Below are 14074 nucleotides of genomic sequence, written 5' to 3'. Positions count from 1 at the left end.
CATACGCGCCTATCTGGAGCTGGATCCCTGCTTCAGCGCATCCTGCTGGAAGCTTTTGTCCTTAAAGAAGAACATCGCCAGAATCGTCACGACATACGGCAGCATCTGCGTAAAATGCGTCGGCAGCGCCAGCCCCTGGAACCGGATGCTGAGTGCATCCATAAAGCCAAACAGCAGACTTGCCGCCGTTACCCCAAGCGGACCCGATTGGCCCAGCATCGTGGCAACGAGCGCGATAAAGCCGCGTCCGGCCGTCATGCCTTCCGTAAACATCGTCACTTGTCCAAGCGACAGCTGCGCGCCGGCAAGGGCACATAACACGCCGCTCGCCAGTACGGCTCCATACTGATACCGTCTTACACGGATGCCCACGCTTTTGGCAGCGAGCGGATTTTCGCCGGCAGCCAAGAACCGGAAGCCGTTCTTCGTGCGATAGAAATAATACCACATGAGGCCCGCAATCAAAAACGACAGATAGACAAGCGGCGTCAGGCCGGCCAGAATGGGACCGAGCACCGGTATATCCTCGATAATCGGAATGTTCCATTTCGGCAGCCCGACCATCGTATTATCATAAAATGCACCTTTAACATCAAAAATAGCCCGTAAACTAAACGTGGTCAATCCCGCCGCCAACGCATTCATCGCGATACCGACCACAATGACGTTCGCCTGCAGATTGATGCTGAGATAAGCAAATATAAAAGAGAAAATCGAAACGATTGCAATCGCGAACAATATCGCATAAAAGACGTTGCCGAAGAAGTGGTTCCCCACCACGGCAGAGAAAGCCCCGAGCAGCATAAAGCCTTCCAGACCGACGTTCAACAATCCGACGCGCGAACACAGGGCACCGCCGAGGGCCGCAAGCAAGATCGGAGTGAGCACGCGGAGGGCCGAGTTGATTAAAGCAAGATCAAACAGCTGTTCCATCGGATTTGTTCCCCTTTCTGCGCTTCAGGAAGCTGTATGTGAATCGGGCGGATATAAAGAGAATCAGCACGGCTTGGATGATCGCTCCTACCTCAAGCGGCACTTCCGTATTCCGTTCCACGCCCATACCGCCTGTCTGCAGCGCGGCCAAAAAGATCGATGCAATCAGCGTGCCGATCGGATGCGATCCTGCCAACAATGCAGCCATAATGCCCGTCCAGGCATAGTCGGCCGTAGATAATGCACCATCGATATAACGATACTGGGAGCCCAGAATTTCAACGGCGCCGCCAAGTCCGGCCAAGCCGCCGCTGAAGAACATGGCCCCAAGCATCATGGGACCGCGTTTAACGCCCCCAAACAGGGCAAACAGCGGGTTGCCGCCAAGCATCCGCACCTCGTAACCAATCACGGAGCGCTTCAGCAGAACGAATATAATCAACGCAGCCAGCACCGCGAGCACAAATCCTACATGCAGCGGCATGCCGGAAATCAGCTTTGGCAGCCACACGCTGTTATCCAGCATTTCGGATTGCGCCATCGCAGCCGAGCCCGAACGGTCTTTCAGCGGATAGGCAACCAGATAGCCTGCAAACAATACCGCCACATAGTTCAGCAGCAGCGTGGAGATCAGCAGGTTCACCCGGAACCGGGCATCAAAATAACCGGCCATCACCGACCATAATCCACCTGCGATAACACCGGCAAGAATCGCAACGATGCACACCAGCCAGCCGGGACCCGGCATGTACAATCCGACCAATGCGGCAGCGAGTGCGCCAAACACCATCTGACCTTCCGCGCCAAGGTTAAAGAAACCTGCACGGAAGGCAAACGCCGCACCCAGACCGATCAGAATGATCGGGGTCGCCCGGGATAGCGTATTCGTGAAGAAATACATGCCGCCGAAGGCACCCTTCCACATCTCCGCGTAAGTCTGCAGGATATCGCCGCCGGCAATCATGATGGCAATGGCACCGGCGAGCAGCCCCACAATGATGGCGGCGATCGGCTGGAGCAGCGGAAGCGTAAATTTTGTCCATTTATTCATTACAAGGTTCCTCCCGCCATCAGCAGTCCCAATTTCTCCTCTGTCGCTTCCTTCGCCGACAGCTCGCCCACGATCCGGCCTTCAAACATAACCAGAATGCGGTCGGACAGCTTCAAGATTTCCGTTAATTCCGACGATACGAGCAAAATTCCCGTGCCCTCTTCGCGCCGCTTGAGCAGTTCGCTATGAATCGTCTCCATGGCCCCGATGTCAACGCCGCGCGTCGGTTCGGCTGCGATAAGGAACGGAGTTCCCTGCTCCAGTTCCCGTGCGACGATCAGCTTCTGCAGATTGCCGCCGGATAAATACTGCGTGCTGGTCTCCAGGGAGCCCGTCTTGATCGAGAACTTCTGAACCCATCCGGAAACCAGCTTACGAATGTCCTTCAGATTGAGGAAGCCGCCCTTCTGCAAGCGGCGATGGTGACCCATAAGCCCGGTATCCATAACGGTTGCAATGCGATTCGCCCCCCACACATACCGATCCTCGGGAATATGAGCTAATCCGTGCTCCCGTATTTCTCTTGTCGACATGCCGGTTACGTCCTTGCCCGAAACGGCAATTCGCCCGCTGTCCGGCTGAGCCAGACCGGAGATCACCTGAAGCAGTTCGGACTGCCCGTTGCCGGAAATACCGGCAATCCCGACAACCTCCCCCGCACGGACGTCCATATTGACGCCGTCCAGAACCGGCTTTCCTTTCGTACCGCGGATTGAAACATCCGATACTTCCAGCACCTTCTCGCCCGGCGTGACCGGCTTACGATCCAGCTCCATAAGCTCACGGCCGACCATGAGACGGGAAAGCTCATGGGCATCGGTATTCCCCTTCTCCACTACACCTGTGACGGAGCCGTCACGGAGCACCGTGATGCGATCGGCCACATCAAGGACCTCGTTCAGCTTATGGCTGATCAGAATAAAGCTCTTTCCCTGTTTGGAGAGCTGTTTAATGGCATCCAGAAGCTCCTGAACCTCAAGCGGCGTCAACACGCCCGTTGGCTCATCCAATATAATGATCTCGGCGCCCTGATACAGCACCTTCAGTATTTCAACCCGCTGCTGCACGCCGGGGGCGCTGCTGCTAACGGTGGCGCGCGGGTCCACTTTCATGCCGTATTTTTCGCAGAGTCCTTCCACGATCTTTACGGCTTGATTGCGGTCAAAGCCTGCACCTGAGCCCGGCTCATTGCCGATCACGATGTTCTCGGCGATCGTAAACGTAGGAAACAGCATGAAGTGCTGGTGCACCATGCCGATTCCGCCTTTAATCGCGTCAAGCGGGCTTGCAAACGAAACTTCCTTGCCATTCAGCCGAATCGTACCCGAGGTTGGCTGCTCCATCCCGTACAATATCCGCATCAGCGTCGTTTTGCCTGCACCATTCTCCCCGACAATCGCATGAACCTCACCCGCGCGCAGCGAAAAATCAATGCCGCGGTTTGCGCTGAACTCGCCATACTTTTTCGTAATATTGTCCATCTGGAGTAGCATCGAGTCATGCCTTCCTTTCGCTTCTGAATGAAAGACCGACTGCTCATGTGCAGCCGGTCCAGGTGAGAACTAATTTTGTTCCAATGCGTTGGTTACTTTAATCTTTCCGGCGATAATATCGTCGGAAATCACCTTAAGCTGATCCACGATGTCTTGTCCAATGAATGGGTTAAGCGGTGTTTTGCTCTCATGCGTAACGTAAGTAAGACCCACGCCGCCTTCTTTCAGTCCGTAATCACGAATATCGAATGAGTATTTGTCTTCTGCAAAGTCTTTAACCGTTTCGTAGACAACAGCGTCTGTACCTTTCAATTGAGCGAGCACAACGTGCTCGGGATCCGTGCCCGTGTTATCCGTGTCTTGTCCTGAAGCGTAGAAGCCTTTCTCTTTCGCGGCTTCGAATACGCCCAAATCACCAACAGCGGAAAGGCCTGCAACGAAATCGGCACCTTTGGAGTTCTGCAGGAGCGCGAGTTCCTTCGCTTTAGCCGGATCTGTGAAACCGCCGACGTAGTTAACGAAAATTTCAACGTTAGGGTTTACCGATTTTGCACCTTCTGCAAAGCCGGTCATATATTTATGCATAATAGGAATGTCGTCTGCAACCACGTTGCCAACCTTGTTGGTCTTCGTAGCCAATCCAGCTGCTGCACCAAGCAGGTAAGCTGCTTCATGTTCACGGAATACGACGCTGCGGACATTCGGCAAATCCACTACCGTATCGATAATGGCAAAAGGCACGTCCGGATTCTCCGGTGCAACCTTCTTCAGTGCATCTTCCATCTGGAAGGTGGATGTAATAATCAAATCATATTTTTCGGCAACCGCCGTACGCAGGTTTTGCTCAATCGAAGCCGGGTCTGTCGATTCAATCGTCTTCACTTCGACATTGAAATCGGCAGCAGCCTTCTGCAATCCTTCGTCCATCAATGCAAAGAAAGGATTCACGCCGATCTTCTCGGGGAGAACAAGTGCAATGCGTTTCTTATCTTGAGATCCTTCAGAACCGCCATTAGCTGCACCACTGTCAGTAGACTTATCATCATTGCCGCAACCTGCAAGCAATCCAACGGATAATACGAGTGTTAATAGAATTGACCATGTCTTTTTCATTTCCTGACCTTATCCTCCTAAGTGAGCACTTTTTATACTATTATCCTATGGTATAGACAAGCAGATGTCAAAACAAAAATTTTAGCGTTTTATGTAGTTTAATGTGTTTTTTAGCAAAAATTTGGTGGAAAACTGCGGATATCACAGAACATTACCTTATCCAAATGTCGATAATGTTCGGAATTTGCCAACATTTGATCAAACGTTTTCGACAGGGATCAGGATGAAAACGCATTATTTTCAAATTCTCGGTATCCTACAAACATACCTCCAAAAAAAAGGATGCCTGATGGCGCCCTTTTAAAAACTTGATTTCTATTTAGATGAAGCAAGCAACATATGAGATGCTTCTCGAACCTTCCTCCATTATTAAAGAGTCTTTGTTTGGCGATCAATCGATCAGCTCTGCCGCTTCAACCGCGGGACAGATCTTCACGGTCTTTGAAAGATGAAAGGACAGCAGCTGATTCCATCTCATTCATTGCACTCAACCCCGGGATACGCATTCCCGAGGTTTTTTTACTCTATGGATTTCCTTATCTTATGACTGCCGTCTACCCATCATGAACTGAAGGATCGTATCCATTTGAATCGGTTGACCTTCACGATCGCCACAAAACACTTCAGAATCTGGTCGGACTTCAAGCAAATGAATATGGCAAGCGGTGGTAAGTGGAATACAAACGCGCATAATGCCGATGAGGGCAGCACGATCAGCCACATAAAAATCAAATCATTGTAGAGCACAAAGCGGGTGTCTCCCCCGCTTCGCACAATGCCCGTCAATGCCGGCATCTGATAAGCCGTTCCGACGACGGTGATCGACAACACCGTCATGAAATGCAGCGCGAGTGTCTTCGCCTCATCGGAAATGGAGTAGAAGCCCAGCACGAAATCCTTAATCACAAACAGCACGGCGCCCGTCAGCAAGCCAAGAAGGATATACAGAATCTGCAGCGTTTTGGCATAGGATATGATTTTGTCCATCAAACCTTCTCCGATGGTCTTCCCAATCAGCACAGCCGTTGCGCTGGCCGAAGCGTATACGATGACTGTCACCATCTGGAAAATCGTTGTGGCAATGCTGTTGGCGGCGATCGCCGATTCTCCCATATGCCCCAGGATGGCGGTTTGTGCCGCCATGGCAAGCCCCCATATCGTGTTGGACATCAGAATCGGGGAGCCAACGCGAATGTACTGTTTGAAGAGCTCCATATCGAACTGCAGGAAATCCTGCATTTTTAACAAGATTTTACGGTCGAACCGCTTAATATAAACGATGACGATCACACATTCAATGATTCTTGCCGTCAGGGTAGCGATTGCCGATCCGGCCACGCCCAGTTCAGGGAAACCCAAATACCCGTAGATGAGGATATAGTTCAGGCAGATGTTGATTATCAAGGTCGATAATGATACCACAAAGCCGATTTTTACCGTTTCCACGCTTCGCAGTGAAGCCAGCAAGGAATTGGTGACGGCAAAGAAGATATAAGAGAAACAGATGATTCGTAAATAGTCCACGCCGGCGGCGATGACATTCTCTTCCTTCGTAAACAAAGACAATACCTCATGCGGGAAAAAGAACACGATGATCCATAACACAATACTGAGGAAGATCGCCATGCGCATGCCGATGCTTGCCGCTTTTTTGATCGAGCCTAAATCCTTCGCACCCCAGAATCTGGATGACATGATGACCAATCCTTCGCATACGCCCAAAACCAGCATGTGCAGCAGGAATTGGATCTGGTTCGCGAGGGCAACGCCCGATAGCGCCGATTCACTGTATCCTCCCAGCATGACGTTGTCCGACAAATTCACGCCGACCGATATCAGGTTCTGCATCCCGATGACAAGCGTCAGCCAGAAAAAACTTTTGTAGAACCCTTTTTCGCGAACAAATAAACTCATGTCAGTTAACCCTTCTTCGTCTATAAGATGATGAATCTCTAATATATATATATGAAATTACGCAAATGAACAGAACAAAATGAAGGATCCTTTCATTAGAATCATAGATTCATAGAATCAAAAACATAATAACATTATAATGTTTTTACGTGAAAAAACTAGTCATCAAGTTGGAGGGCGCTGCGAATGCCGGTATTCGAACTTCGACGGCATCCTTGGCCATTCCACAGCATATCCCCTGCCTATCGTCATATTTCCCCCGGCTTGGTCCCGCCAGAGATTCCCTTCAGTGTCAACTGTGCGTTACATCGTGGGAATTCCTGACTATGTACAAAATTACATACCGTATATATGATGGCAGTGTAATCCAATCCCAATGATGCAGAGGAGAATGTGTATGACCGTGTGGAAATATCCGTTATCTCGCAAGATGATCCAGCGAAGTATGATTGCAGCGCTCGGCGCTGCCCTCCTCATGCCCCCGCTTCATGCCTTTGCAGCCGATGAAGCGCCCCAAGCCGATGCATCTTCCACTCATTCGGCAGCCAGTACTAGATCCGGCACCTCGGCTCCAGCACAAATCACGGAGAATCCAATCGATTCCCTGGTGATCGGGGAGCACAGGCTGATCAGCCGCAAGGAGATCGACCAGGACTGGGACGGCCTCGATCCGGATTACACACCGGAGAAGGCGATTGCAGCCGTTAAAGCGCTGCTATCAGAGGAAGATTTCGAGGCGTTGTTCCCTTACCGGCTAGGTTCGGCGGAATGGTTTAAAGTCGCCAGTGGCAAAGAATACTACAAAGCCGATCAGACGGACTATTTCTCATACGATAATCTCATCAACGCGGTCGCGGAGGTCTCCAATCTTAAGATCAAGATCAGCACGCGGCAAGGAACTCCTTCCGCACAGGAGATTTACCGATTAGACAAGGACGCCCGCGTTGAAACACTCGTTGTGCGTTCAGCTGACTTCCATTCGTCTGAGAACCTTAACAAAACGATTGAAACCGTTATCATTGATGGCGGCACTTTCCTGAAGGAAGGGTTCAAGAAGGACCGTAAGCGCGAACTGGCAGCCTTCCTCGCCAATCTGTCCCACGAGACGGGCGGAGGCTGGGCTACCGCCCCGGGAGGACCGCTCCGTTGGGGTTTGTTCTGGAACGAGAACATCGCCGGCCGGACTGGCGTTAATAAAGACGCCTTCGTCGATCCTGCCAGCGCTGAGCTGTATCCCGGAACACCAGACAAACGCTATTATGGACGGGGACCGATCATGCTCAGCTGGAACTTTAACTACGGCCTGTTCAGTTCCATCATCTATGGAGACAAAAGCGTGCTGCTGGACCATCCGGAGATCGTTGCCGCTGACGGTAAGATCGGCTACATGACCGCCATCCTGTTCTGGATGACGCCGCAAGACCCGAAGCCTTCCGCCCACGACGTCATGGTTGGCAGATGGAAGCCTTCCCCGCTCGAGAAGTTCAGAGGGCTTGGCGATCCCGGCTTCGGTACGACCGTAATGGTCTTGAACGGCCTGGAAGCCAACCTCGGTGAAACCGAGGGCAGCCCGGTGCAGCGGCGCGCCGGCCATTACCGCGATATTACAAGCCGTATGGGCGTTGATATTACCGGAGAGAAAGTAGATACGTTGGGAATGAGACCATTCTGATACGAAACCTTCCTGCGGATAGGTTGGAACAGGTTTGATGGTATCCTCTAATCATCGCCCTCTGGCAAATGGATGTTTTCCTGCCTCCACTCTGCCACAGGGCGATGAATCATTTCAGCAGGCTTCAGACCAGCCGCTGAGCGATTGCAACGCGCTGAGCTTTAGGTAAGCTCTTGAACACCAAATCATAGGAATGATCAATCATATCGTGCAGGTCCGCTTCCGTTAAGGAACCGTCCACGGCAACCGTATTCCAATGTTTCTTGTTGAGATGATATCCGGGCTGCACCGCGTCATGCTGCTGACGCAAATTCTCTGCGATCACCGGATCGCATTTCAGGGATATATGGCTGACCTTCTCTCCTGCCGTTGTGGTAATCAGGGCAAACATTTTGCCCTCGACTTTCATGACGACCGGAAGCGGTCCGAACGGATAGTCTTCGGATGCAGCTTTCTTGGAAAGACAGTAAGCAATGAGTGGGCTTCGCACCTGGAAATTCTCTCCTTCTTTCATCAGATCTATTTGATTATAGTAGATGATGTTTCCCTGTTCAATCCAGTCGCAGCAGTCTTATTTATCATCTTATTATTTTCGATAAAAAAATTCTTTCAAGTACATAGCTTGGTTCAAGGCCAACGTGGAGGCTTGCTCTACTTTTTCGGCATATGCTGAACAAAAAAGAGAGAGGTGAGCCTCTTAACTATGAAATATAAAAGCAGTACCATCAAGAGCAAATGGAAGAAAACGAAATGGTTAAACGAAGATTCTTATTTCAGACAATACGTACCGCACACATTGCCGTTCAGCAAAAAAAACCTGAACGCTATGCTGGCGGACTACACCACGGTTTTCTTCAAACCTACGGATGGTTCAGGCGGTGTAAACATCGTCCGAATCCGCAAAACGGACGGGGGCTACCAAAGCCAGCTGAATACCAAGAAAACGTCGTACTCCAGCTCATCTCAATTGTACCGTGATCTGAACCGCTTTGCCGGGAGCAGACCCTACCTGCTGCAAAAAGGAATTCGTTTGGCCAAAAGCAATGGCAAGCCATTCGATATCCGGGTGATGGTCCAGAAGACTAAGCAGGGAGCCTGGGTGAGCACCGCCTTATTCACCAAAGTCGGCAACCCTAACAAAGTCGCAACCAATTATAATCAAGGCGGCACCATTGGAACGTTCCGCAAAACGATGAGCGGCACCAATTTCAACTCGGCCTTCACCCAGCAGCTGGAGTCCGAGCTCAAAGGACTTGGCGTGGCCGTTGGCAAAAACTTCGACCGCCATTATCGCGGTTTCAAAGAGCTGGGACTCGATGTAGCCGTGGATTCCAATGGCAGACCATGGATTCTCGAGGTGAACACCAGACCGCAAATTTATCCGCTCAAAACGTTAAAGGATCGGAGTCTGTACCATAAGGTTCTCTCTTACGGAAAGCATTATGGGCGCACGAAATAATAAGGATACACCCTTCTCGCACAAACAAAACTGCCGGGCTTAGTGCCCGGCAGTTTTTTATTGAACCTTACTAGGGGCCGATTTCAGGGCTTGGTTTCTGCTACGATTCCCTGCCAGCTTGCTGCTGCAGTTCCCGCCATACCTTCTTGTTGCTGTATTGTTTCTCCGTGCTGATATCCTGTCCAAACCACGCCGGCGGTACAAAGCCGTCTGCAGCTTCTATGGAAGGAAACTCTACCTCCAGCACCAGCAATTGAATCTGCGCATAATCGTCGATTTCGATGATCGTGTTCCCTAAGCGGGCGGTAACCCGTCTCTTGGTCAGCGGAATCGCGCCATGCGCCTTCACCACTTGGTCATAGAGTCCTTCGGAAATGGCGAACTCTACTTCCTCCCTGGCAATTCCCCACCCTTTTTTGAACGTATGGGTGAATTCAACCTGTCCCGATGTCAGATCCGTTATTTTGCGGACACGAAGCTCCTGATCCCCATCCAGCGCCAAATACGTCTGCTCGATGAACTGCTCCTTCTCGACCACGATGCTTCCTTCCGATATCAAGTCTTCCGGATAAGCCTCCAATAGGTATTTGCGTTCGATTTCAATCGCCATAATTACATCCTCCAATCGATGATCCCCATCTGTGCCTGATTCCATTATAAGGATCGATCACCGCAGCGACAAACAAAAGCGATAGAAGGGATGCGCGGGAGCACTCTTCTATCGCTTCGTTCTCATCGTTACTTTATTAATTTTCTGTATGCCTTAATCGTCTGCGTGTGCATTCCTTCATGATACAAGCTGAACACAAGAAATTCCCCCACGGTTTCGAACGTCAGGGGACCGATGGTCAGCGGATGAGCTGAAGCCTGGTCGAGGCGATTCGAGAAGGTTTCACGAATTCGGGTCGTTTGCTCCTGCAAAAGCTCTACCAGTTCGGAAATCGCAGGCGGCTTCGACTTCCAATCGGCCGGTTTGGTTCCGGTTGCAAACCACGCCTCGAATCCTTCTGGAAGTCGGGGCTGCTCGCCCGCAGTCGCAAAAGCGAACTGCTCATGAACGGTGTAGATATGTCCCAGGTTCCAGCGAATGCTGTTCGCAAATCCTTCCGGGATGATATCAGCCTCCTGCTCCGTTACATTTTCCACCGACTTTAAGGTCCCGCCTCTGGCAAAATCCAATTGGTTAAAAATCGCTTCATTCATATGATAATCCCCCTTCCAAATGGTTCGTAACTATCCTATCGTAATATTGAGCCTATCGCAAGGAGTCCTAAGGCATTCACACGACCTTTAGTATTTGCGTACATACCGCTTTCGATTAGGCTATAAGATATAACAATCTTACATCTATATCATTCTTTTGCGTTCGATTCATTTGAACCGATTCCGGAATCATGTTTATACTATAGGAAAATCAATACATAAAGGAGTGGATCAAGATGAACTACCGCCGTCTTGGCAACAGCGGACTGAAGGTTTCGCAGCTCGGTCTGGGCACGAACGCTTTTGGCAAAAGGGCTGATCAAGGGACATCCGCCCGCATCATTGACCATGCACTGGACCACGGCATCAATTTCATCGATACCGCTAATATTTATGCAGGCTCGGAATCCGAGCGCATCATCGGAGAGGCGCTCGCCGGCAAACGCCATAACGTCGTATTAGCCACGAAAGCCGGGCTCGTAAGCGGCCAAGGGCCGAACGAACGCGGTTCTTCCCGCTATCATCTGCAGCAAGAACTGGAGGACAGCTTAAAGCGGCTAAAAACCGATTATGTGGACCTGTATCAGATTCATACGTTTGATCCGAATACTCCCCTCGAGGAAACCTTACGCACGCTGGATGATATGGTATCGTCGGGCAAGGTCCGATATATCGGCGCTTCCAACTATGCCGCCTGGGAAATTATGAAGGCGCTCGGGATCAGCGAGCTTCGCGGATACGCCCGGTATGTATCCACCCAAACGAGTTATTCCCTTGCCGACCGTACGCCGGAGCTGGAGCTTGTTCCCCTCTGCGTCGATCAGGGCGTTGGCATCATCCCATATTTCCCGCTGGCCGGGGGCATTCTCACCGGTAAATACGGTCAAGGCGCCAGCACGCCTTCCGGCTCCCGTGCGGAGACGGACCCGAACTTCAATCGCTTCCTGGAAGATCGCAATCTGAAGCTTGGGCAGCAGGTCAGCCAGTTGGCTGCAGAGCATGGTCATTCTCCAAGCGCCCTATCCCTGGCCTGGCTGATGAATCGTCCTGTTGTCTCCACTGTCATTGTCGGAGCTACGAAAACCGAGCAGCTGGACGATAACTTGAAGAGCCTGGAGATTGAGATCGATGAGGCACTAGGCTCCAGCCTGGATGAAATCAGCGACGACTTTGTTTATGCCAAGCCGTTCGCGACTTATCGACTGGGGTAAACAGCGTTTAATCTAAATAGTAAAGAGCTGCGCCAGGGACTCATGGATTCCCCTGCACAGCTCTTTTTTTCTTCAATAGTAGAAGCCTTTATTTAGATGGTACATCATCAATCATCCCTGATGCTAAAAGCATCCGCAGATAGAGGGAGGCTCGAATTCTCTTACTCCCAAGAATCCATGCGATATACGTCTTAATTCTTAGCCGATTTACTGCTCTATTTCAAAATCTCTTCAATACGAGTTTGAACATCTTCGCTGAGCTCAATGCCGGATGCCTTCACGTTCTCGGTTACCTGCTCCGGACGACTTGCGCCGACAAGCGCACTGGCTACGTTCGGCTGGCGCAGAATCCAGGCAAGTGCCAGATTGCCCACCGACACTTCAAGCTCACCCGCAATCTTCTCCAGCTCGCGAACCTTCGCGATTTTCTCCTCGGTAATGCCTTTGCGCATCCACTCCAGCTTCGCGGCACGGCTACCCTCTGGAATATCGGAAGCCGAAGTATACTTGCCTGTTAGCAAGCCTTGCGCCAGCGGGGAAAATACGACCTGCCCAATGCCGGAACGCTCGCTGAGCGGAATGATTTCCTTTTCAATATAACGTTCAAACATATTGTAGATGGGTTGATTGACCACGATGCGGTCGAGCAAGTAACGATCCGCTACCGTCAATGCCTCCGCGATTTGCGATGCCTGCCACTCGCTGACGCCGACATAAAGCACCTTGCCCTGGCGAACAAGGTCGTCGATCGCGCGGAGCGTCTCGTCAAGCGGCGTTTCCGGGTCATGTCGATGGCAGTAGAAAATATCCACGTAATCATGGTTAAGCCGCTTCAAGCTGGCATGTGCCTGCTCCATAATATGTTTGCGGGACAAGCCGCGATCGTTCGGGCCATCGCCCATGGGCCAAAAAGCCTTGGTCGCCAGCACGTAAGACTCGCGCGGATACGCTTTCAGGGTTTCGCCAACCAACACTTCGGCTGCACCTTTTTCATATACATTCGCCGTATCAAAAAAGTTAATGCCCAGATCATAAGCCGTTTTAATTGCGTTTACCGCGTTCTCGCGCTCCACATAACCACCGTATGTAAGCCAGCTTCCCAAGCTGATCTCACTAACCTTGAGACCTGTGCGTCCTAATCTTCTGTATTTCATGGCAATTCCTCCTTCAATCGAATAACTTGGATGCTGCATTTTCTATTCTAATGTAGTTCCTACTCCCAGGGAAGAAGTGAAATGTTCTTCACTATATTATAGAGAGGATAGTTGATATACTTGAGTATAGTTAATAGAATACCGGAAGGAGCCTACCCATATGGGAAATAAATCGAGCAGTTACATACCGAAAACACCCGAACATATCGAATGTAATATCGAAAAAACACTGTTGGTCTTAGGCGGAAAATGGGCATTTCTCGTCATCCGCGAGCTCTTTGGCGGCACGAAGCGTTTTGGCGAGCTGCAGCGGCAAATCCCGAATGTCAGCCCGCGGGCACTGACCACGACGCTCCGCCATCTGGAAGAGCAGGGCGTTCTTGAACGCGAAGTATTCCCTACCGTTCCGGTTACGGTGGAATACACGCTGACGCCGAAAGGCATGGACCTGCATGTCATCTGCAAGGAAATGAAGCTGTGGGCTGCGCGGTGGACTTGACTTCAAATTGGCTTGATGTATCTTTGCAACCGTGCTTGGAACCAGCGATCAGCACAAAAATAAAGCAGCGACGGATTCCGTTTAACCGGAACCGCCGCTGCTTTTTTAAGCTTGCTATTTTTTTGATTTGTAGATTACATTTAATCGTTATTGTTTTGATTGCCGCGGGATTCTCCGCCCTTGCGGCCAATTTCCTCATAGAAATCCTTATCATGGGACTCTGATGTGGCTTCTCCGCCTTTACGGCCGATTTCCTGATAAAACTCCTTGTCGTGATTCTTGGCCGTTGCTTCGCCGCCTTTGCGTCCCGCTTCTTCTCTGCTCATTTTGTTGCCGTTGTTGTTAGCCATTGTTCATCACTCCTAAGTTGTT

Annotated in this window: 14 protein-coding genes; 4 read left to right on the top strand and 10 right to left on the bottom strand. The window is 50.8% G+C overall.

The window, feature by feature from the left end; genetic code table 11:
* Positions 1–9: 9 nt before the first annotated feature.
* The 5 genes from MKY82_RS06375 to MKY82_RS06355 all read right to left on the bottom strand — a co-directional run bounded on the left by MKY82_RS06375 (position 10) and on the right by MKY82_RS06355 (position 6504).
* Positions 10–933: an ABC transporter permease gene (locus MKY82_RS06375; protein WP_339295759.1), complete on the bottom strand. Its 924-nt coding sequence runs from the start codon at positions 931–933 to the stop codon at positions 10–12.
* A complete protein-coding gene (locus MKY82_RS06370) occupies positions 917–1984 on the bottom strand; it encodes an ABC transporter permease (RefSeq protein WP_071221266.1) in 1068 nt (355 codons plus the stop codon). The genes MKY82_RS06375 and MKY82_RS06370 overlap by 17 nt, the downstream gene beginning before the upstream one ends.
* Positions 1984–3477 (bottom strand): ABC transporter ATP-binding protein, encoded by a 1494-nt coding sequence (locus tag MKY82_RS06365; RefSeq protein WP_220686343.1) that lies wholly within the window; start codon positions 3475–3477, stop codon positions 1984–1986. Before MKY82_RS06365 ends, MKY82_RS06370 begins: the two co-directional genes overlap by 1 nt.
* Positions 3478–3546: 69 nt before the next feature.
* Positions 3547–4590, bottom strand: coding sequence for a BMP family protein (locus MKY82_RS06360; protein ID WP_194541230.1), 1044 nt, complete (start codon positions 4588–4590; stop codon positions 3547–3549).
* 561 nt (positions 4591–5151) lie between these two features.
* Positions 5152–6504 carry an MATE family efflux transporter gene (locus tag MKY82_RS06355; RefSeq protein ID WP_194541229.1) on the bottom strand — a complete coding sequence of 451 codons (1353 nt, stop codon included), beginning with the start codon at positions 6502–6504 and terminating at the stop codon, positions 5152–5154.
* A gap of 397 nt (positions 6505–6901) precedes the next feature.
* On the opposite strand from MKY82_RS06355, the gene MKY82_RS06350 reads away from it, so the two are divergent.
* Complete coding sequence (locus MKY82_RS06350) at positions 6902–8176, top strand: chitinase (protein ID WP_339295758.1); 1275 nt, start codon at positions 6902–6904, stop codon at positions 8174–8176.
* A 124-nt stretch (positions 8177–8300) separates the two neighbouring features.
* Here MKY82_RS06350 and MKY82_RS06345 read toward each other — a convergent pair whose 3' ends face one another.
* Positions 8301–8666, bottom strand: a complete 366-nt coding sequence (locus tag MKY82_RS06345; protein ID WP_339295757.1) for an MmcQ/YjbR family DNA-binding protein — start codon at positions 8664–8666, stop codon at positions 8301–8303.
* Positions 8667–8879: 213 nt separating this feature from the next.
* On the opposite strand from MKY82_RS06345, the gene MKY82_RS06340 reads away from it, so the two are divergent.
* Complete coding sequence (locus MKY82_RS06340) at positions 8880–9635, top strand: YheC/YheD family protein (RefSeq protein ID WP_194541227.1); 756 nt, start codon at positions 8880–8882, stop codon at positions 9633–9635.
* A 100-nt stretch (positions 9636–9735) separates the two neighbouring features.
* Here the strand turns inward: MKY82_RS06340 and MKY82_RS06335 are convergent, their stop codons facing one another.
* Both MKY82_RS06335 and MKY82_RS06330 read right to left on the bottom strand, forming a co-directional pair.
* Positions 9736–10245, bottom strand: coding sequence for a CYTH domain-containing protein (locus MKY82_RS06335; protein WP_194541226.1), 510 nt, complete (start codon positions 10243–10245; stop codon positions 9736–9738).
* A gap of 128 nt (positions 10246–10373) precedes the next feature.
* The gene (locus tag MKY82_RS06330) at positions 10374–10838 is read right to left on the bottom strand and encodes a DinB family protein (RefSeq protein WP_339295756.1); all 465 of its coding nucleotides are present in this window, start codon (positions 10836–10838) and stop codon (positions 10374–10376) included.
* Between the two features lie 236 nt (positions 10839–11074).
* On the opposite strand from MKY82_RS06330, the gene MKY82_RS06325 reads away from it, so the two are divergent.
* Entirely contained in the window at positions 11075–12049 is a 975-nt protein-coding gene (locus MKY82_RS06325) for an aldo/keto reductase (RefSeq protein WP_339295755.1), read from the top strand.
* 215 nt (positions 12050–12264) lie between these two features.
* On the opposite strand, the gene MKY82_RS06320 is transcribed toward MKY82_RS06325, so the two are convergent.
* Complete coding sequence (locus tag MKY82_RS06320) at positions 12265–13203, bottom strand: aldo/keto reductase family protein (protein WP_113060697.1); 939 nt, start codon at positions 13201–13203, stop codon at positions 12265–12267.
* 160 nt (positions 13204–13363) lie between these two features.
* Between MKY82_RS06320 and MKY82_RS06315 the strand changes: the two genes are divergently transcribed.
* Positions 13364–13702 carry a helix-turn-helix domain-containing protein gene (locus tag MKY82_RS06315; RefSeq protein ID WP_071221283.1) on the top strand — a complete coding sequence of 113 codons (339 nt, stop codon included), beginning with the start codon at positions 13364–13366 and terminating at the stop codon, positions 13700–13702.
* Between the two features lie 140 nt (positions 13703–13842).
* Here the strand turns inward: MKY82_RS06315 and MKY82_RS06310 are convergent, their stop codons facing one another.
* Positions 13843–14052, bottom strand: coding sequence for a general stress protein (locus MKY82_RS06310; protein WP_009594383.1), 210 nt, complete (start codon positions 14050–14052; stop codon positions 13843–13845).
* Positions 14053–14074 lie beyond the last annotated feature (22 nt).

The sequence above is a fragment of the Paenibacillus sp. FSL W7-1279 genome, assembly GCF_037969845.1.
In the GTDB taxonomy this organism is placed as follows: domain Bacteria; phylum Bacillota; class Bacilli; order Paenibacillales; family Paenibacillaceae; genus Paenibacillus_AQ.
Note: the sequence above shows the minus strand (reverse complement) of the source record. Positions and strands in the feature narration are given on the sequence as shown.